Source organism: Streptococcus anginosus (genome assembly GCF_001697145.1).
Lineage (GTDB): Bacteria > Bacillota > Bacilli > Lactobacillales > Streptococcaceae > Streptococcus > Streptococcus hominis.
This window is the reverse complement of record NZ_CP012719.1, coordinates 700520-721045: the sequence shown is the minus strand read 5'-3', so window position 1 is coordinate 721045 and position 20526 is coordinate 700520. Positions and strand designations below refer to the sequence as shown.

Sequence of the window (20526 nt, the reverse complement as noted above, 5' to 3'; positions counted from 1 at the left end):
AAATGATTGGACAACAAACTTAAAATTGAAAATTTCAAGTTCTGTCTAACTCTACTTACTTTCTTGTTGAACGGCGCTCAATAAGACCATGAGCTAATACTACTTCGCGTTCTTCCAGCTCTTCCTTGTGCATAATCTTAGTCAGCATGCGCATACTAATCGCACCAAGGTCATACAAAGGCTGACCAATAGTTGTCAAATTTGGACGAGTAAAGCGTGCTACCTGCGAATCATCGCTAGTGATGATTTCAAAATCTTCTGGTATATTTACATCCTTGTCAGATAAACCATTTAACAGCCCAGCCGCCAGCTCATCACCAGTCACAAAAGCTGCTGTAGCTTTAGAAGCAATGACCCGTTCTGCTAATTGATAACCATCATCATAGCTATATTTTGACTCAAAAACCAATCCTTCACTATAAGTAAGTTTAGCTTTCTTCAAAGCTTCTTTGTATCCAGCTAAACGAATCTTACCATTGATATCATCCACCAAAGGTCCGCTTACAAAAGCAATTTTTTGATTATTTTTTGTAAGACGTTCAACTGCATCTATAGTTGCTTGTTTGTAATCAATATTAACACTTGGCAATTGATGCTCGACATCAACTGTACCTGCAAGCACAACTGGCGTCCGTGAACGAGAAAACTCAGAACGAATTTTTTCTGTCAAATGATAGCCCATAAAGATAATACCGTCCACTTGTTTTGAGAACAGTGTATTGACAACAGAAACTTCTTTGTCATCATCTTCATCACTATTGGCTAAGACAATATTATATTTGTACATCTCTGCGATATCATCAATTCCTTTTGCAAGCGTTGCAAAATAACTGCTTGTGATATTTGGAATGACAACTCCAACAGTCGTCGTCTTTTTGCTAGCAAGACCACGCGCTACCGCATTTGGGCGGTAATCCAAGCGGTCAATCACTTCCAAGACTTTTTTTCTTGTATTTTCCTTTACATTTTTATTTCCATTTACCACACGGCTAACGGTTGCCATTGAAACTCCCGCTTCACGCGCGACATCATAAATGGTTACTGTATCGTCTGTGTTCATGCTTCTTCCTTTCTATATTGAAAATATCGTTTTCACATTCCTACCAAACTCATTTTATCACTTATTGGAAACACTTTCAAGCATTTTGATAACTTTTTGAAAAATCTTGTTTTTTAGGCAAATTTTTAGCAATTTTACCAATGATTTTACAAGAAAAATGTACCCAATCTGTAAAATTTCTGAAGTGAAAAAAAGTTCTTACTGTCCTCTTGATTTTTACCTATTTTTTTGCAAAAATAGAGGGGTAGAAAGAAGGTACTAGAATGACCAAAATAAATCAAATTATTTCTTATCTGGAAACAGAAAAAGCAGATGTTGCCGTGGTTTCTGATCCTGTTACAATCAATTATTTAACAGGATTTTATAGCGACCCTCACGAACGTCAGATGTTTCTTTTTATTTTCACAAATCATGAACCACTACTCTTTGTGCCTGCTCTTGAAGTAGAACGTGCTAGTGTAATTGTTGATTTCAAGGTTCTAGGTTATGTTGACTCTGAGAATCCTTGGAAAAAAATCAAAGCAGCCTTGCCAGCGGACAGCTCCCGCAAAACTGCTGTTGAATTTGATAACTTGATTTTGACCAAATACAATGGATTGCGGACCGTTTTTGAACAAGCTGAATTTACAAACTTAACCCCATGTATCAATCGTATGCGCCTCATCAAATCGGCCGATGAAATCAAGAAAATGTTTGTCGCAGGAGAATACGCAGATAAAGCTGTTAAGATTGGTTTTGATACTATCTCTCTCGATAAAACAGAAACAGATATTATTGCTCAAATTGACTTTGGTATCAAACAACTCGGATATGAGATGAGCTTTGAAACTATGGTTTTAACAGGTGATAATGCTGCTAATCCGCATGGCATTCCTGGTGCAAACAAAGTCGAAAACAATGCCCTGCTTCTATTTGACCTTGGCTGTATGGTCAATGGTTATGCCAGCGATATGACACGGACAGTTGCTGTTGGAAAACCAGATCAGTTTAAAAAAGACATTTACAATCTAACGCTTGAAGCTCAACGGGCAGCTCTTGACTTCATCAAACCCGGAGTAACAGCTCATGAAGTAGACCGCGCAGCACGCGAAGTCATCGAAAAAGCCGGTTATGGTGAATACTTCAATCATCGTCTGGGGCATGGTATCGGCATGAGTGTTCACGAATTTCCATCTATCATGGAAGGAAATGATATGGTTATCGAAGAAGGTATGTGCTTCTCTGTTGAGCCTGGTATCTATATTCCTGGAAAAGTTGGCGTTCGTATTGAAGACTGCGGGCATGTCACAAAAGAAGGCTTTGAAGTCTTTACAAGTACAAGTAAAGATCTGCTCTATTTTGATTAAAAACTAAAAAAAGCTAACATAGTTGAGTTAAGGACTGAAGCCTGTATTGGATTTAGTCCTTTTTATTTTGAACTCTAACTTTGTTGTAATCATCGAATTAACTAATTAACTCGTTTAGTAATTAAATCTGTTTTCAAATCTATAAAGCATCTTAACTTTTAACATACCAAAGAAAATTTTATTGTTCTTGATGCCAATTTCTTTTCATGTCATAAAAAAATGAAGAATTCTTTTCGACAAAAAGTAATGACAGAATCAATTTTACATATTGTTATATTCTATTCATAACTCATTTCATAAGAAAAAACTCCATAGTTGAATTTTTAGCCAACTATAGAGATTTGTAGAGCTACTTATTATAGCTTTTTACTCACTATGTACTTTAAAAAAATCTTTTGACAAATAGCCTTTACCCGCCACCATATCATATTGAACAAGCTTCAGATCTTCTGCAATTTGCTGCCCTTCTGCATCCAAATCTTTTTTATCAACACTTGCCTTATGCAAAACTTCTGTTAATAAAGCATAATAAGGTGATACTTTTGAATTGGTTTGTTCTAACAATAGAGCTGTGAAGTCACTTGAATTTACCATCGGATAGTCCAATTTAGGTGTTTCATAATTACTCCACACAAAATAGTCTGTTAAATATTGACTCTCTGGATTATTTTTGAAAGCTGACTGTGGATAAAGCCCTGGTAAATGATCTCCATAAAAAACAACTGTAATTTTTTTATTTATTTTTGAAAGTTGATCAAGAAAATCCTTTGTGGCTACATCTGTATGATGTAACATCCTCACATAGTTTGATAAAGTTTGGTTATCTGCATCCGAAAAACCTATATACTTGGCAGATATAGTAATAGGATTCGGTTCTGTCCAAGGCATATGGTTTTGCATCGTCATAACCGAAAAGAATTGACTTTGATTTTCCTTCAAATTATTTAAAATCTGGTTATATGTTGTTTTATCACTATAATTTCCACCAATCTGATCACCTTTTAGCCCCTTAGTCCCATAATGAATAAATTTATTAAACCCTAAGTCATTGTAGATAATATTTCTGGAATAATTGCTTGGTGAAGCTAAGTGAATAACGGTACGGTTCTTACGGCTATAAAAATCACTAATTGATGGAAACTTGTTCATTCCCGGCACTACTTCTGTGTAGATGACTGAAATAGAAGGAGAAAGATTATAGAAAGGAAGCCCCGTTAATGTCTGAAATTCCATATTGGCAGTACCACCACCATATCCATCTGATTTCATTAAACCACTTGTTGATTTGTTTTTGACTTCTTGAATATTTGGAATTGGATTTTCTGACATAGTAACCCCTTCTACACGGGCAGGATCAGAAAAGCTTTCACTCAAAATATAAATAACCGTTTGATTTTCAATTGTTTCCGTTCTGGATTGATTGTAGTTAGCCGCGATACGTTTATATTTATTTTCTAAATTCTTAATGGTTTCCTTGGAATATTTTTTCGGTTGAGTCATAGTCGTATCTGACATCTGTGAAAACCACACAAAAGATACAGAGCGCATCTGTGAATTGACAGTGTTTCCAAACCAAGTTAAATCATGATAATTATTTAAAATGGACATTACTGGAATATTATCAGTAATTTTCCCATCCTTTTTAGAAGAGAACACTTGTAAAATACCAAAGAAAAAGACGGCTGGTAATACAAGCAAAATTATTCGATATTTTATATTTGGAACTGTTTTGTTTGGTAGAATCTTTTTTCTCAAAAACCAATAAAGAGAGGCTATTAGTAAAAAAATGAACAAAATATAAATAATATAATTTCCACCAATAAAATCAAGCAATGTTTTTGGATTTCGCAACCAAACGATATCACTTGGCAAAATGGGTTCTTGACGATATTGAAATTTTAAAGCACTAGCAATGGAACTTCCTATTCCCACTACTAAAATTAGTATAGTTGGTAAGAGGAAACTATTAAAAACTGCATATAGGCAAATGAAAGTTATAAAAAAGATACTAATTTGAAAGAGACTAGCCCCTGCAAATAAACGTAAATCTAAAACTGATATATCTGCTCGAATACTATTTTGGATTGTGTAGTTGAATACTACAGCAAATATTGCACTAAATAAAGTAGCAACCGAAAAACTATTTTTATTCTCACTAAGATCTTTCATTCCTTGGACTACTAAAAGACTTAATACAGAGCCAAACACAAATATTAAAAATACTAGACTAGTGAGAGAAAATACGAACAGTTCATTGATTTGGAGCTTTTTTTCATAAAATCTGCTCAAAAATTCTGTTTTTGTTAATACACTTAAAAATTTATTATCAGAAAACACAAGGGATAATAACAATTGTGATAAAAGCAGATTCTCCATTCCACTTGAATTATTTTTATCAATGTGTAATCCTTTAAACAAAGATAGGTTATCCAACTTTGGAATTGTTTTATAAAGAACAACCATGATAGATATCACTAATAAAACTGGTAAAAAATATAGTTGTAAAAAATGATTTTGAAAAATTTTTTCAAATTTAAATGAAGGATTATTGACATTTCTAGTCACCTCAAGTAAATAAGAAAAAATAGTGTATAAACCATATATAATAACATACCATGTTGTAAGCTTTTTATATGATAAGTTAGAAATTAGGAAACTGATACCAAATAAGAAAAAGGTAGATAATAGAATCTCAATCCATAAAAAAGGATAAGTAGTTAAATCAGCATGACTATTCAATGCCATACTAAGATTAACAATGGACACATCAAGCATTAAAAAGCTAATTAGAATAAAACTAATTTGCTCATAATTTTTTCGTAAAAATTTCATCATACTTCCTTACCAAAGAAACTTGCAAGTCGTTTTGTAAAACTTTTTTTGTGTATTAACTGTTCTTGCTGTTTCATTAACTGATAATCCAATCTTTGCAAGTCTAAAAGAGATGGAAAAGACTGTGATAAAAGGATAATTTGAAAATCATAATTCTTGTCCCAAGCTACATAAACAAGTAAATTTTCTAAAATAGTTGATTGCTCTTGAAGAGAATAGCTACTGAAGGTTTTGAAACTAGCTTTAAATAGGGATTCTACAGCCTCATACTTAAACCACATCCACCCACCGTAAACTCTTGTCAGAGTTACTGCATCAGTAAACTTAAAAGATTTTCGACAGGACAATAATTTCCATAGTTTTTCCATCTCCTCTTTAAGAGGTTTCTGATAAAACAAACCATTTCTAACCACACTCGGGAGATCAGGTATAATAAGCCCTAAATTAGAACAATGTTCCAAAGCATTGATACTATAGTTCATATTCTCAATCATCATATTAAACAAATCATCCCGCATCCATTGATCTAGACCAGCTACTTCGGGAATCAAAGTATGAGTAGACAAATGTCCAATATATTTGTATGTTTTTAATCTTTCCGCTTGAGCAAACATAGCTAATAATGGATGTTGCTCTTGAGTCAACCGTATCTGATTCTTAATAGAAGAGTCTTTTAAATAAGAATTCAAATACTCAAATATTTTTATATCAGACGTTGTCATCAAATACTCAATTTGAGGAAATTGAACAACTATTTTATTCATCCACTGTTCAAATATTGATAAATTTGTAACATGAATATGCAATACAATATCTTTATGTGCCGAAGTAACTTCATTGTGCTGAGCAAGAATTTTTCCTTGTAAAAGATAGGGAGCATCTGGGGAAAAATATTCAAACATATGCATTTTAATCAAAGAGATGGGATAAGACGACTCTCTTTTAATTATCTCCAAAAGAGAACTAGCTAAAAAGGGATTGCCATCAATAGCTTTTACTTTTAAAAAAGGAACTTTTTTTTCAAGAATAGTTTGTGGCTTATAATAGGAAAAATCAGGATGCAACAACTCTCCTACTTCTTCTTTACAAGTATCATAAAAAGCTTGATAGTTAAAACCTTTCTTTTGAAAATAAGCTGTAAACTGCGTTTCATATTGATTTATAACACTTTGAACATCTGTAAAATCTTTTATTTGCGACCAAAATTTTTGGAAAACTTCTGATTTTAACATGGATTGTTTAAACGATACAAAATAACTTTGTAAGTGCTCTTTAAAATATTTTGTCTTTCGGAAATTCGTCATTCCCCAGAAATCAACTATCTGATTTGCTTCCATATCTTCATATATTTTTTGCAAATCCCATAGGGGACCAAAACAAGTATCATTCATAATGGTAAGAGAATCATAGCCTTGTATTTTGTCAAAGCCAATGAACTGCATCCCATCACGCCAAGCTGCAAAATCAAATCCGGTATTGTCTCGCTCAATCACGATATCAATATTTAATTCTTTTTGCAACTTAGTCTTGTCATCTTTTTCTAAAGGGCTATTTGAAATAAAGACAACCGTAGAAAATAACGGTTTTATCTGTTTTAATTGGTAAAATACATGACCACTCACTTGATGTAGTTTGTTAAAATGAGTATACAGTAGTATTCGCTCCATAGAATCACCTTATTCTATTGTGAAATTATCCAACTTCCATTCCGCTGAATCAAGCCAGTCGCAGAGTCTTTTGCTGAAATGTCATCATCAGAAATATCGTTACGATTGATAAGGATAATGGGAGTATTCTTTGAATTGGCAAAAGCAAGGATTTGATCATGATGGTCTCGGACTGATACTTGTAATTTAAGCTTGATATCATTTACTTCAGCAAGTGAACAAGCATATACAAATCTCTTCTCGCCTTCTCCATTTGTCATATCATCAAAAGAATTATCATTGTAAATCCAAATACTGCGGTCAATATCAGTCAAAGAAAAAGCGATATAAGTCGGAATATCTTGTTTTACCTGATACGAAATTTCAAATTTGATTTCTTGATTCGGAGTTATTTGTGCAGGAGTCAAGAGTTCAACCTTTAAATCAGAGATAGCCTCATGCTCTGCAGTAAAGTCGTCATTTAAGGCTTTTTTCTGGCTGGCATTATCAAGACTATACTGGTTTGCAACATCATCCGGTGCACCGACCACTTTGATTAGCCCGTCTTCAATCAAAACTGCTTTATTGCAATATTTTTTCACTGCATTCATGTCATGGGTTACTAGGATAGTGGTTTTTCCGGATTTTTTGCGTTCCATAAAATAATCATTGCACTTGCGTTGAAAAGCTTCATCACCCACTGCTAACACTTCATCAAGAATGAGAATATCTCCCTGAGCTTTAATAGCAACCGAAAAAGCTAAACGGACTTGCATTCCGCTAGAATAATTCTTCAGTTTCTGATTCATGAATTCTTCAAGTTCTGCAAATTCAACAATATCATCATACATAGTGTCTATCTCTTCGGTAGAAAATCCAAGCATGGCACCATTCATATAGACATTTTCTCTACCTGTTAGCTCAGGATTGAAACCAACTCCTAGCTCAATAAAGGAAACTAGCTTTCCATCAATAGTCACCGTTCCCTTCTCAGGAACATAAATCTCTGAAATAATTTTCAAAAGCGTCGACTTACCAGAACCATTTCGACCAACAATCCCAAAGAAATCACCCTTTTCAACTTCAAAGGAAATATCTTTTAACACATGTTGCTCTTTATAACCCTTGATTCCTTTAAAACAATTGACCAAACTAGTCCTTAAACTTTGAGTTGCTTCTGTTGGCAAACGAAAAAATTTACTAACATGATCAATTTTTACTGCAATATTATTCGACATTATAAAATCTCCGCAAACCTCTTAGCATTTTTATTAAAAATATATAGACCAAAGACAAAAATTAAAACTGGTAACACATAAGGAAACGCTGCAATCCAAGGGGTGTTAATCAAATCCCAACCTCTCATACTTCCAGAATAAACCACAAAATGTCGCAAATCCTGAATAATCTGTGCCAAAGGATTGAGCATCATCAATTTAGCGATAGTTACTTGTCCACGCTGAAGAATAAATGTTAAAGAGTAAATAATAGGCGTTGCGTACATACCAGCCTGCAATACAACTTCCCAAATCGGACCAATATCTCGATATTTAACAAATAGAGTAGACAACGCCAAAGAAACTCCTGTAGCCATTAAAATCAATTCCACAAACAAAGGAATAATAATCAACCAACCTGCATTTATAGAAACTCCATTAATCAAAGCAAATACAAAGACTACTAAAATATTTATTGCATAGTTGATAGCTGCACCGGCAATGGCTGAAAAAACGATAATTGATTTAGAGAAATTTAATTTTCTCAGCAAATCTCCACGTGAAACAATCGATAGCATTCCCATATTGGTAGCTTCTGTAAAGAAACTCCAAGTTACCATCCCTAGCAACAATCCTACTGCATAATGGGGAGTTCCATCGTCAAATTTCAAAAATCGAACAAATACTAAATACATAATTGTAAATAGCATAAAAGGTTTCAAAATGGACCATAAATGCCCAATCAAACTTCCTTGATACCGTAATTTAAAATCCGTTTTAATCATCTCGCGTAAGAGAATCATATTTTTTCGACTAAATAAGTCCATCATTACTCCTTATAAGCAAATTTTGTGAGAATCAAAGTGGTGAAGACAAAAGTATGGAAGGTGCGATTTTTTCGGAAACCATATTTCCATAGACGCTTATATCGTTCTGTCAAAGGTACTTCCATAATCGTTACAAAATTTTCTACAATTTCTTTATCAGCAGGGCTCAATGGTAACCCCAACAAGTTTTTTGCTTGTTTTTGACTCGCTTGGATGAGATTCCAATACTTGGCAAAAAGGATATGCGGGCGAATCCAGTTTTTCATTCTTTTTCTAAGTGTGCGTGCTCCCAAGACATTACTAGAGTGTTGGCGATACAACTCTCCCTGCTTATCAATATAAACCAGCTTGCCAAAAGCTGTAGCTAGTAGAGCTAGATACCAGTCGTGCATGAGTAAGTCATACTCCTCCTGCCCATTCCATAAGTCAGCCAGAGCTTGATTAATCATCGAAACGCCGCCAGTCACAGTATTTTCTGTTAATTCTTGGAGCAATTCTGTATTTGCATGATCCGATTGTGTTTGAATCATACTTTCATGAACAACATTGAGTTCTTGATCTACTACTTTTAAATCCATATAAACAAGTAAAGGTAGCGTATTATCATATTTTTCTGCTTCTTTCAGCTGCAGCTCTATTTTTTCAGGTAGCCAAACGTCATCCTGATCGCTAAATAGATAGAAATCTGACGTTTGATATTTCAAAAGATGAAAGAAACTTTTAATAACCCCAACATTCTCGACACTATCGGGATTCACAAAACGAATGCGATTATCTTTTTGACAAAAATCTTGAATAATCTCACGTGTCCTGTCTTTAGAACCGTCATCTCGAATCAATAGTTGCCAGTCTGTATAAGTCTGATTCAAGATGCTCTCAATCTGCTCTACTAAAAATCGCTCACCATTGTAGGTGGACATGAGAATCGTCACTTTCATGATAAAAATAATTCCTCGTATTCACCCACAATTTTTTCCCAGGTGTAGTTTTCTTTCATATTTTCTTTGGCAGCTTGCCCTAATTGGGAGAAATCGACTTTCATATCTACTTGGTCAATCAATTCTACTAAAGATGCATCTGCTTTCTGCCAATAGAAAGCCGTTCCCTTTGCAACTTGACGATTAAAATCGACATCTAAAACCAAGTTCAAATCCGTTTGCGCCAACGCCTCCAGCAAGCCAGGATTAGTCCCTCCGACTTCGTGACCATGAATATAAGCAAAGGCTTGATTGCGAATGTACTTCAATAATTCCTGATCATAAACCGTTCCAACAAACTTAATCCGCTTATCTTGGTCAAAACCTGTTTTATTTCGCAACTCGTCAAAATAAACATTCCCTTGATAATTGCAGACAATCAGTAAATCTCGTTGCGTCTGTGACTTCATAAACTCACGAATGATAATTTCATAGTTATTTTCTGGAACAAAACGCCCAACAATCAAATAATAATTTTTTTCTTTACTCTGCCATTGGTTAAAAAAATCACGCACTTTTGTAGTCTGATCTGTCAAAGAAGATAAATTTAAATCTGTTCCATAAGCGATAAAAGTCGTTTTAGACCAAGGATAGATCTTGTTGATGTACATTTCAATTCCTTGATTATCTGAAATTACCAAATCTGCATGTTTAGTCATCAACTTTTCAGAATACTTGAGATAAGCTTGAACTGGTTTTGCCCACTTTGCACGCTTCCATTCCAGACCATCTGGATTGATGTAAAATATACCACCGGCATGGTGAATTTTTCGAGAAAAAGGTGCAATAAAAGCTCCGATTGTATTTCCTAAAATATAAAAAACCGGTTGAACTATTTCTTGCTCTTTCACTAACTTCAAAGCGTAGTTGATTGCCATCATATCATAGGCAATAACACGAGCTGGACCAAATTTTGGTGCTTGAATCGTAAAACAATCTACGCCTTTGTAGTCAAAATGATGATAGGCTTCTTTATCTGACAAGCAAGCCACATGATACTGAATCTGTGATGAAACCTGGTGTCCAACCAAATTTTCTACAAAAGTTTCAAATCCACCATATTTTGCAGGAAGACCACGACTTCCAATAATGAATACATGCTGCATGATTTTCCTCACTTCAAGATTTTACAATTCATACTATTATACCACTTTATGAACAGTTTGTGTAATACAATAAATAAAAAGGCGGTTAAAACAGCCAATAGTCTGAACTATAATACTGATTTATCCGCCTTTTTCTGATGCGATACAAAAAACTCAAACAGAATGATTTTATCATCCTGGCTCCTCTACTCTTTTAGGATTGAACATAATTTTTTCTTTAATTTTTTCAAAAAAGAACTTGTAGGATAGGCAGAAACAGATGACTCAAATAAAAATTTTAGGTGATACAAGGAATTTCCATCAGTAAATGTCAGGTTTTCAATCCGGTCCAATATCTCATGATAAACTTCCTGAACAGTATAAAGGCTGCGAATCTTTTCTAGATTAGCTAAAGAATTTTCTTTTAACTGTTCAAATGAAGCCAAAGCTTCTTTGATTCGCTCAGTGAGAATTTCCACATTTCCCGATGGATATAATTGTCCTTCTTCAAAAATTTCATAAGCCGACAAATGCCCCAAATTATCTGAGATAATGGCTGGAATTCCGTTCATGATAGCTTCAATATAAACCAAACCAAAAGTTTCCATAGCTGAAGTGAAGACAGCAAGATCTGCTACTGTCACTTCTTCCCAAGGCTGGTCTCTATGACCTAAAAAATGAATATTTTTAAGGTTTTTTTCTGCTATATAAGCCTCGCATTTTTTCTTATATTCTTCATCCCAAGCACCAATAAAAATCAACTCTGGACTAGGATGAGGTAACTTACTATAAGCTTTAATCAATTCTAATTGGTTTTTCCGTTCAGTTAAGCGACCAACAGACACAATGCGACGTTTTGCTGCGTCTTTTCCCTTAATTCCAGTAGAAACAATTTGTGTAAAAGGCGCAAAAGATAAGACACCCTGCTTGGGTAGCAATTCTTTCAGCTGCTTTTGTAGAGCGCCTCTTACAGCAAAAATTTCCTGTGAGTAATCAGTTATGAAAGTTAATTTTTCTTTATAATAGCCAAACTCTCCATTAGGAAATTCATGAATCAGCCAAAAATGTGGAATATTCTCACAGGCTGCTGCAACTGCTCCTTGAAACATATTAACTGTATTCGTAATGACTAATTCAATTTGTTTGTCTGTAATGATTTTCCTAAGTGCAGCAATATTTTCCTGATAGGATATAACTCTTTCGTTATGAGTTCCTGGTAAACCACCTGGTGCATCTTCCCACCACCACTTAACAGATGGCAAAGCTAGTGTTTCGATACCTTTTTTAGCAAGTTTTGCTATATAATCCTGCTGAACTGACACATGGTAGTCGGGAATAGCGTTGATGACGGTATGGCCCGTTTGCACTAGATATTCCATCAAATGAACAATTGATATTTCTGCACCATTGTCTAGTGTTCCCGTTGGGGAAATAAATAATATAGTTTTTTTCATAGCTTATCCTAATAAATTCCAATAAAATGGTACCATTAAATACAGAGAAATCAGGAAGTTGACAATCAAGGTACCAACCATTAGTCTATTAACTTTTTCTTCTTTTATCTCCAATACACCAAGATTTGCGACTGTTGGTAGTAGCAAAATGAGAAAAGGCGTGAAATAGCGGCCTTGAGCCCCTACTGACACTGGTGCATTTTTACCAAGGACAATCGGTGTCCACTGTAAATACATAATAGAGATAACAGCAATAACCTGCACTACAAAAAGATAACAAGATATAACAGTGTAGCTCCGACTCATAAAATCCTTTTGGGATTGCAAGAAAATGATGACCAGTACTGCAACATCAATAAAAATTAACCAGAGAGGTAATTGGATGGTGAAATTTCCCAAGAACCCAAATATTCCAATCGTCAAAATTGTATTCAAATCACCATTTAGACGCTGTTTAAAGAGAGTATTAAGCAAAACCCGACCGTAATGCATTAATCCGCCTTGATTGCGAAAAGCCAGATGAAGTGCTAAGAAAAATGCAATAAATCCCAATATATAGAAAACATAGCGATAACGACCCACAAAATTTTTTGTTGCTAAAAAACTTCTATTTAGAGCTGATAAAAAACCTTCAAATTCAAAATCAATAAACGGCAATAGTCCCAGCAAAAGTAAATTATTAGGCTTAGTTATAAAGAGTCCAATTGAAATAAAGAACAATTCAAGCAAATTCTTATTTGTAAATTTCTTTTTATAAGCAATATTAGTGAAAAAGCCAATTACCAGCATAATCTCTAAGTAGTTCATCACATCATAAGACAGTGAAGCAGCTTGCTGAACCATAATAGGCAAAAGGGAAATAAAAAGCAGAGCTTTCTTACCATATTTAAAATACTTAATAAGAAAGTAAATTCCTATAATGTAAGCCAAAGCATTAAAAAGACGTCCCATCATGACAATTACACCAACAGAGGGATAAAGGAAACTTCCAAGAGTCATTCCAATTAACTGAGGAAGAAAAGAGAGGGATTTTAGATTGAATCTAAAAGAAAATGTTTCTTTTGATAAAGCAATTTTTTTAGTAAATAATTGTTTGTAGTCCTTAGGAGAAACATCTGGTGTAGCAGGAATCTTCTCCATCCATTTATAAGTTTCGGATGTGGGCTTATGAAAAACTTCCCAAGTCATCCGAGCATGATTACTTTCATCAGGTACACGATTGATTGGCTGGACAATCATAAACGTCAGGATAAAAATACTTGCTAATATCAAGAAGATTGTTTCAACTTTTATTGTTTTTATTCTTTTCAAAATATGTCACCATTTCATCTTTGTTATCTAAACTGCAATTTTCTAAAACAAAATGATAGGCATTTTCTGCCAATCTCTGCCGCAGTTCAGCTGAAAAAATCAAGCTGTCCAGCTTCTCTTTCCATTCATCCTCTTTGGCTAAAAGCCCCGTCTGACCATCTATCACCATATCTGCAAAAGCACCTATATCACTAGCAATTGTAGGAACTTTAACCATTGCTGCTTCTAACCATTTGATCTCAGATTTAGCACGGTTGAAAATTGAATCTACCAGAGGTGCCAAATTAATGTCTACCTGACTAATCAACTGTGGTAAAGTCTTCCAATCAACATAATCATGAACAATAATCTGTTGCTCATAAACTTTCATATCTGTCGGAATATCTAGATGTCCTACAATATGAAGTTCGATAAACGGATACGCTTCTAGCAGCTTTTTAAGAGCCGGCTTTATCAATTCAAAGTTCTCGTTATGACTAATTGACCCTGAGAAATAGCCAATCTTAACTTGTTGGCTTTGCTGATTGTAATCCTTGATAAAACATGAGCTAACTTCCATCAATTCACTCGAAGCTAAATTTCTATTTAACAAAACTGTATCCTGATACTTGAGTAATTCTTCTTTCAGTTGATTAGTTGAAGTAATGGCTCCATCACAAGCAGCTAACATCTTTCCATAGTTTCTGACCCCAGCATCATAGTTGCTTTTATCCTTTTCGGACAAGCCTTGTGTATAGCTCAGCTGATCCGTATAAATTGTATCAAATACTAAGTCATCAATATCAAAATATACTGGTTTGTTTTCGCTCTTAGCCAAATCGCATAGAAGTTGCAATTGGATAGACCAAGGAGCGCGATAAATAATGATATGACTAGCATATTGAGCTTGCGAAACCTGAAACTCAGAGGCATTTACTACCTTAACAGCAAAACCGTTTTTTCTAAGCTGTTCAGCCTTATTCAAAACACGATAGCGGGTACATTGCGGAATAATATTCTCCACTCCGTCAATAATTAAGATATATTGATCACGTGGTATATCTTTGAATTTTTGAATAATGTTTTCAAGAATACGGATAGGATAATCCGTATTCTCTTGAATATAGTCTAACAAATCCGGTATTTCAGATTCTCTTTCCAATCCTTGCCATAAAAATTGCTGGTCATCGTAGTTGCGCAAAGCAGTGTATTTAATTAGTGGACTGCCTGCTTCTAACATTCTCAAGGGATGAATATACATAGCAGAATCTCTATTTTCATGAACTAGCGCATCATAACGATAGCCTAAGTCTGCAAAATACTTTGTAAAAATAGTTTCATGTTTACCAATGGCTTCATCACGTGAGTCTGTATCTGTCAGCTGTTCCCAGTAGTCATAGAAAGCATTTGAATGTAATAACAGCGGCTCGATAACAAGAAAATACGACTGCAAATGTTCAGGAATATATCCGTACTTATTAAATCCTGTAATATCTTCTTGAGTTTCTCCGTAAGAAATTCCCCAGAAATCAAGCTCTTTTTTAGCCATAACTTGAAATACTTCTATAAAATCCCTCGTTGGACCAATATTGGTATCATTCACTAACATTAACTGAGAATATTGTTGCAACTTATCCTTTCCAAGAGCCAAAATTCCCTCACGAAAAGCTGCTGTATCATAGCCAATATTATCTCTTGTTAACACTTGACCATATTTCTCTAAAATTTTTATATCTTCTGCAAGCAACTCACCATTCACTACAATTAAAGTCTCATCAGCTAAAACCGCTAATTTCTCCAAAAAGAGGATTTTATATTGCTGTAAACGTCTTTCAGATTCAAAAATAACATAAATGAGCACTTTTTTTCCATTTACATTTGCGATCTGCTTACGTTGAGAATTGCGCAATAGTTGATAATAATATGTCTTAGGAGATTTTGCCTTTCTTTTCAGTCGAATTAGCTGTTGTTTTATCAGACTAAAAACACCTTTTATGTTTCTAGGGTTCCGAATAATCTGCCCCATATATTTTAGAGGTGTAATCATTGCATTTCCTAAACGATAGGAAATAGAACGGCGAATTTCAAACTGCTCTTCAATCGCTTCATCTCTCTGATATTTAATCTTTTTCACATTTATTTTCAAAGTTTTGATAGTTTCTTTTGAAGTGCTTAATTCTCCTTTTAATTCAGAAACATAGTCAGCTACCTTGGCAGTATGCTGGATTAAATCATCTAGCCGTCCTTCTAGAATAAAGATGTTATCACTCAGAGCCTGATAAACTTCCTGAGGTATTTTATCTAGATATTTTTTTAAAACATAAAGATAAACATCAAAATGGTACTTGGTAGAATTTCTCTGAGATATAGAGTTTTCAAGAACACGATAATTTAATTTCGTATCCTGAACATAGATTGGAACTGCTTGCTTATTGATAATCAAATTAAGCAAAAAATCATAATCCTCTAGCTTCTTATAGTTGAGCTCCACATCATAAACTATACCTTGAGCTACTTCTGTTCGAACTAAGGAACAACTATCAATATAGCTTCTCTCTAAAAAAGAAGATAAATCAAATGGATGACTTTTTAAATAAATTTTGTGTCTATCTGGGTCATATAAATTACTATATGCAATATCTGCTTTTTCCGAACAAAGTTTCTGATAAAGTTTTTCAATATAATTCTCATCTAGAAAATTATCGCTATCCACAAAGAGGAAAAATGTCCCCTGAATCAGGGATAGCCCTTTATTACGTGTTTTAACTACCCCCATATTCTCATGGCTTTTAAATTGTGTTGGAAAAGGAGAATCTCTCAGAGTTTCTTGGATAATCTGAGCAGACTTATCTGTAGAGCCATCATTTAAAACAAAAAGTTCAATATTTCTGTAGCTCTGCTTAAAAATACTGCGCAAGCATTGCTCAATATAGTCTTCATGGTTGTAGCATGTCACAACGACAGATATTAAATCTTTCATACACTTTCCTTATCATATCAAGTCTAGTCATTAGAATTAGAATCTTGACTTTTTATATAGGCACGATTAATCAGCTTGGCTATCCATTTAGGCCAAAAGAGCTGATACATATATAAATCTTCTTTGGTTCGAGTATTGTCTGAAATGGTTTTGGTCGTCTCTGACTCCTCATGAATCCGGTGACACATAAGTTTTTCAGAGATAAAAGCAAATCGTCCCTTATATTCACTAATCTTATACCAGGCATACCAATCTAGACTGACCCGCATCTTTTCATCAAAGCGAAACTCCTTGATCCGAGCCAGATTATAGGTAACAGCTGGGCATGAGATAGGATTTCCTAAAGCTAATACTCGATTTCTCCAAAAATGGCTAGCTGGCATTATATTCAATACTTTGAGCATAAATGTCTTGATTTTTAGATTTTTATTAGCTAAAACTTTGACACCATTTTTTTCTTCAAAGTAATCTGTATAAGCAATTAAAACATCTTTAGATTGCTCTATTTTTTGCAGCACAGCTTCTAGGTAAGTTGGCTCATAATAGTCATCTTGATGAGCAATGGTCGCAAACTGCGTATCAACAAAAGAGAGGGCATTATTCCAATCTTTGCCAATCCCTCCACCCTCTTTAGTATAAAAAGGAATCTCGTATGTTTGGCAAAGTTGCCTGATTGAATCAAGAGGGGTCGAACTATAGCAAATAATCTTCGATCTTATTGTCTGAGCCCTCAAAGATAAAATACAAGCTTCTAAAAACTCACTTTCTCCATAAGCACAAATGACCCAAGTATGGTTATTTTTCATCTTTTTCGCTTTCTAATTCAGAAATTTTTTGCTTTGTAATTGATAATTCTTGCACCAACTGCTTGATTTGCTCCTTTTGTTTAGAAATAGCAATTGTATGAAAAAATACGATAATCAACAAGAAAAAAACTGCCAGAGAAAGCAAAAAATTTGAGGTCAATTCAAAACCTAAAAGTTGAGCAAAATAAACTGGAATGAAATCAAAAATTGAAATAATAATCAATACAAAACCAATCACAATCCACATAAAGGCTTGCTCAAACAATATGTTATTCCTATTGATATTTCTAAACACAAAATATAAAAATAAAACAGAAGCAACCAGCATAGCAATAGACAAAATAGACATTATTCACTCTCTTTCATAAAAGCAGCAATCAAAATAGATGAACAAACTTCAATCATATACCGAATTGATTTGATAGGCGTTATGGAAGAAACTCCACCAGAACGCTCAAACATATTTGCCGGAGCTTCTACTACTCTATATTTTCGTTTCAAAATATGGACAATTGATTCTGGCTCAGGATATTTGGCAGGATAACGAGTAGCAAATTGTCGGATAATCTTTTTATTAGCTAAGCGGTAGCCAGAAGTGGTGTCTAAGATACGTTTGCCAGTCGTTAGTCTGATAAAAACGGATATAATAGTAATACCGAAACGACGCATAAAAGTGGTCTGAAATTCGGAAGCTTTATCTCCAATAAAGCGCGAACCAACAACTAGGTCTGCCTGACCTTGGCGGATAGGCTCCAGTAGCGAAGCTAGTGAAGCAATATCATGCTGACCATCACCATCAAACTGAACTGCGACATCATAATTATTTTCAAACGCATATTTGTAGCCTGTTTGAACAGCTCCACCAATCCCCAGATTCATGACTAAATGAACTGCGTTCAGATGATTGCTCTCTAAGATTTTTTTAGTGGCATCTGTTGAACCGTCATTGATGACTACATAATTTAATTCAAAATCAACTTTTTTTCGATACTCTATAATGCTTAAAACTGTATTTAAAATGCTCTCTTCCTCGTTATAAGCAGGAATAATCATTAAGACTTTCAACTATTGTTCCTTTCCCTTACAATATATTTTTGCAAATATTGGTACTAATCTTAAATGTTCTAAGATCTCAAACATCAATATTGATATAGTAGTTTGAAACCTTTCGCCAGTTATTTCTTTAGAAAGTGGATTTAAATTGGTAACTAAATTTTCTTTATTTAGCCAATTTTTTATTTGATTATATTGAATCACAAACTCTTTACTGGAGGCATTTTTCCCTGAAAATAATAAATACCAAATATAGTAACGTTTTATGAAATATTTCGTATAGTCTGAATCTCCAGATACTTCTTTAACTTTATTCAAAAAATAAATAATGTCAATTTTAAAATTAAATCCTTTTTGTGATGTATTTGAAATACTAGATTCATTGAAAAACCAATTATATCCATTATAATCAATAATTTTTATCTTATCGGTTTTATTATAGGCTTTTATACTAAAAATAACATCTTCCCCAATTGGATAGTCAAAAAATTCAATATTATTTTCTCTTAGAAAAGAGGTCCTATAAATACGAGCCCAAGGAGCAACTATAATATACTTAGACCACTCTGAATCTGATAAGTTCTGACTAAAAAGAATTTTTTTGTTTTGATTAATACGCTTATAGCCCCCAAGAACAATATCCTTTTTTTCTTGGTGAATAACATTATAAAAATGTTCTATATAATCCTCATTAACAAAATCATCATTATCTATAAAAATGATATATTCACCTTTAGCTAATAAAATCCCTTGATTTCTTGTTTTAGCAACCCCTTCATTTTCCTTATCAATAACTTTTATAAAACTATACTGAGATGAGTAACTTTGTAAAACTTTTAGGGATTCGTCAGTAGAACCATCATTTAAAAGAATGATTTCAAAATTTTTGAACGTCTGTTTTAATAAAGAAGCCAAACATTGCTTAATGCCATCTTGTGCATTATATACCGGAATAACAACTGAAACTGCTGGATTGGACATTTTTTTCTTTCTAATATATTGAAATTTATTTATAAAATTTTAGAAGATAAGCAAATATTTTCGTAGAGAAATTGATTCCAAAAATTCTAGTAAATTGTCCTGTAAGCATGAATGGCTTATTATTTATATTTTTAGAATATCTCAGTAAGTATTTATAATTTCTTAACAAATTATATATTTCTCCATTTGAAAGATAACGCTCTACATAAGGAATAATCGATATATAAGAAATTGAAAAATAGATGTTTATCGCATCTTGCTTTTCCTTAGACAAACTTGAATAATCATCAAGTCCACGAGAAATCCCCTTCAATGTGTCTAAAACATTTTTTTCTTTAATACTATTTGTTAAACTGCCTAATCGATTCTGACGATACATATATTGAGTACTTGACAAAACAGAGAAATTGGAAATCAACTTCAATATTTGTGAACAATAAAGACTATCTTCAGAAACCAAATCTTCTGGAAACACTAACCCGTTTTTAATAAGTTCTTTAGAGATGCATTTATTCCAATTAGGTCCATTAAACACTCCAGCATTAACTGCTTTTACTAAATCATTCTCATCTGATACAGGAAAGGATTTAATTCGACCATTATCATAATAACTAAAACCAAAAATCACTACTTCAGAAACTTTCATTTCAATTTCAACAGCCAACTGATGTAAAAAGTCAGTATCACTCCAAAAATCATCTCCATCTAAGAATAAGATGTAATCTCCAGTTGAATTTTTTATCCCGTTATTACGTGCTTTTGAAGCACCACCATTCGTTTGGTGAATCACAGATACTTTATTAGACTTTAATAAGAATTTATCTGCAATTTTCCCTGTATTGTCTGTAGAGCCATCATTCACAATGATAAGCTCATAATTTTCGTATGATTGATTCAATACACTTTGTACACAATTATCCAAATAATTTGCAATATTATAGGCAGGAATAATAATAGAAAATTTCATATTTT

General features: G+C 33.7%; 16 protein-coding genes. 1 reads left to right on the top strand and 15 read right to left on the bottom strand.

Features of this window, described 5'->3' with window-relative positions:
• Positions 1-55: 55 nt before the first annotated feature.
• Positions 56-1060, bottom strand: coding sequence for a catabolite control protein A (ccpA, locus tag SanJ4206_RS03520; protein WP_003027685.1), 1005 nt, complete (start codon positions 1058-1060; stop codon positions 56-58).
• A gap of 263 nt (positions 1061-1323) precedes the next feature.
• Between ccpA and SanJ4206_RS03515 the strand changes: the two genes are divergently transcribed.
• A complete protein-coding gene (locus tag SanJ4206_RS03515; protein WP_003027688.1) occupies positions 1324-2406 on the top strand; it encodes a M24 family metallopeptidase in 1083 nt (360 codons plus the stop codon).
• Positions 2407-2772: 366 nt separating this feature from the next.
• On the opposite strand, the gene SanJ4206_RS03510 is transcribed toward SanJ4206_RS03515, so the two are convergent.
• The 14 genes from SanJ4206_RS03510 to SanJ4206_RS03445 all read right to left on the bottom strand — a co-directional run bounded on the left by SanJ4206_RS03510 (position 2773) and on the right by SanJ4206_RS03445 (position 20521).
• Positions 2773-5238 (bottom strand): LTA synthase family protein, encoded by a 2466-nt coding sequence (locus SanJ4206_RS03510; RefSeq protein WP_022525099.1) that lies wholly within the window; start codon positions 5236-5238, stop codon positions 2773-2775.
• Positions 5238-6905, bottom strand: coding sequence for a rhamnan synthesis F family protein (locus tag SanJ4206_RS03505; protein ID WP_003027691.1), 1668 nt, complete (start codon positions 6903-6905; stop codon positions 5238-5240). The genes SanJ4206_RS03510 and SanJ4206_RS03505 overlap by 1 nt, the downstream gene beginning before the upstream one ends.
• Positions 6906-6919: 14 nt before the next feature.
• Positions 6920-8122: an ABC transporter ATP-binding protein gene (locus SanJ4206_RS03500; RefSeq protein WP_003027694.1), complete on the bottom strand. Its 1203-nt coding sequence runs from the start codon at positions 8120-8122 to the stop codon at positions 6920-6922.
• Positions 8122-8928: an ABC transporter permease gene (locus SanJ4206_RS03495; protein ID WP_003068657.1), complete on the bottom strand. Its 807-nt coding sequence runs from the start codon at positions 8926-8928 to the stop codon at positions 8122-8124. The genes SanJ4206_RS03500 and SanJ4206_RS03495 overlap by 1 nt, the downstream gene beginning before the upstream one ends.
• A 2-nt stretch (positions 8929-8930) precedes the next feature.
• Positions 8931-9866: a glycosyltransferase family 2 protein gene (locus tag SanJ4206_RS03490; RefSeq protein WP_003027697.1), complete on the bottom strand. Its 936-nt coding sequence runs from the start codon at positions 9864-9866 to the stop codon at positions 8931-8933.
• Positions 9863-11011 carry a beta 1-4 rhamnosyltransferase Cps2T gene (gene cps2T, locus SanJ4206_RS03485; RefSeq protein ID WP_003027698.1) on the bottom strand — a complete coding sequence of 383 codons (1149 nt, stop codon included), beginning with the start codon at positions 11009-11011 and terminating at the stop codon, positions 9863-9865. Before cps2T ends, SanJ4206_RS03490 begins: the two co-directional genes overlap by 4 nt.
• 185 nt (positions 11012-11196) lie before the next feature.
• On the bottom strand, positions 11197-12444 hold the full coding sequence (locus SanJ4206_RS03480; protein ID WP_003027699.1) for a glycosyltransferase family 4 protein: 1248 nt from the start codon (positions 12442-12444) through the stop codon (positions 11197-11199).
• Positions 12445-12447: 3 nt separating this feature from the next.
• A complete protein-coding gene (locus SanJ4206_RS03475) occupies positions 12448-13755 on the bottom strand; it encodes a DUF2142 domain-containing protein (protein WP_003027700.1) in 1308 nt (435 codons plus the stop codon).
• Positions 13727-16714, bottom strand: a complete 2988-nt coding sequence (locus tag SanJ4206_RS03470; protein WP_003027701.1) for a rhamnan synthesis F family protein — start codon at positions 16712-16714, stop codon at positions 13727-13729. The genes SanJ4206_RS03475 and SanJ4206_RS03470 overlap by 29 nt, the downstream gene beginning before the upstream one ends.
• Before the next feature lie 23 nt (positions 16715-16737).
• Positions 16738-17520, bottom strand: coding sequence for a glycosyltransferase family 2 protein (locus tag SanJ4206_RS03465; protein WP_003027702.1), 783 nt, complete (start codon positions 17518-17520; stop codon positions 16738-16740).
• On the bottom strand, positions 17510-17869 hold the full coding sequence (locus SanJ4206_RS03460) for a DUF2304 domain-containing protein (protein WP_003027703.1): 360 nt from the start codon (positions 17867-17869) through the stop codon (positions 17510-17512). Before SanJ4206_RS03460 ends, SanJ4206_RS03465 begins: the two co-directional genes overlap by 11 nt.
• Entirely contained in the window at positions 17869-18585 is a 717-nt protein-coding gene (locus SanJ4206_RS03455) for a glycosyltransferase family 2 protein (RefSeq protein WP_022525104.1), read from the bottom strand. Before SanJ4206_RS03455 ends, SanJ4206_RS03460 begins: the two co-directional genes overlap by 1 nt.
• Positions 18586-19554, bottom strand: a complete 969-nt coding sequence (locus SanJ4206_RS03450; RefSeq protein ID WP_003027705.1) for a glycosyltransferase family 2 protein — start codon at positions 19552-19554, stop codon at positions 18586-18588.
• A gap of 25 nt (positions 19555-19579) precedes the next feature.
• Positions 19580-20521 (bottom strand): glycosyltransferase family 2 protein, encoded by a 942-nt coding sequence (locus SanJ4206_RS03445; protein ID WP_003027706.1) that lies wholly within the window; start codon positions 20519-20521, stop codon positions 19580-19582.
• Positions 20522-20526: the final 5 nt, after the last annotated feature.

Bases quoted from the DNA above. Each gene is read 5' to 3' on its own strand.
- ccpA (WP_003027685.1), bottom strand. From the start codon at position 1,060: ATGAACACAGACGATACAGTAACCATTTATGATGTCGCGCGTGAAGCG.
- SanJ4206_RS03515 (WP_003027688.1), top strand. From the start codon at position 1,324: ATGACCAAAATAAATCAAATTATTTCTTATCTGGAAACAGAAAAAGCA.
- SanJ4206_RS03510 (WP_022525099.1), bottom strand. From the start codon at position 5,238: ATGAAATTTTTACGAAAAAATTATGAGCAAATTAGTTTTATTCTAATT.
- SanJ4206_RS03505 (WP_003027691.1), bottom strand. From the start codon at position 6,905: ATGGAGCGAATACTACTGTATACTCATTTTAACAAACTACATCAAGTG.
- SanJ4206_RS03500 (WP_003027694.1), bottom strand. From the start codon at position 8,122: ATGTCGAATAATATTGCAGTAAAAATTGATCATGTTAGTAAATTTTTT.
- SanJ4206_RS03495 (WP_003068657.1), bottom strand. From the start codon at position 8,928: ATGGACTTATTTAGTCGAAAAAATATGATTCTCTTACGCGAGATGATT.
- SanJ4206_RS03490 (WP_003027697.1), bottom strand. From the start codon at position 9,866: ATGAAAGTGACGATTCTCATGTCCACCTACAATGGTGAGCGATTTTTA.
- cps2T (WP_003027698.1), bottom strand. From the start codon at position 11,011: ATGCAGCATGTATTCATTATTGGAAGTCGTGGTCTTCCTGCAAAATAT.
- SanJ4206_RS03480 (WP_003027699.1), bottom strand. From the start codon at position 12,444: ATGAAAAAAACTATATTATTTATTTCCCCAACGGGAACACTAGACAAT.
- SanJ4206_RS03470 (WP_003027701.1), bottom strand. From the start codon at position 16,714: ATGAAAGATTTAATATCTGTCGTTGTGACATGCTACAACCATGAAGAC.
- SanJ4206_RS03465 (WP_003027702.1), bottom strand. From the start codon at position 17,520: ATGAAAAATAACCATACTTGGGTCATTTGTGCTTATGGAGAAAGTGAG.
- SanJ4206_RS03460 (WP_003027703.1), bottom strand. From the start codon at position 17,869: ATGTCTATTTTGTCTATTGCTATGCTGGTTGCTTCTGTTTTATTTTTA.
- SanJ4206_RS03450 (WP_003027705.1), bottom strand. From the start codon at position 19,554: ATGTCCAATCCAGCAGTTTCAGTTGTTATTCCGGTATATAATGCACAA.
- SanJ4206_RS03445 (WP_003027706.1), bottom strand. From the start codon at position 20,521: ATGAAATTTTCTATTATTATTCCTGCCTATAATATTGCAAATTATTTG.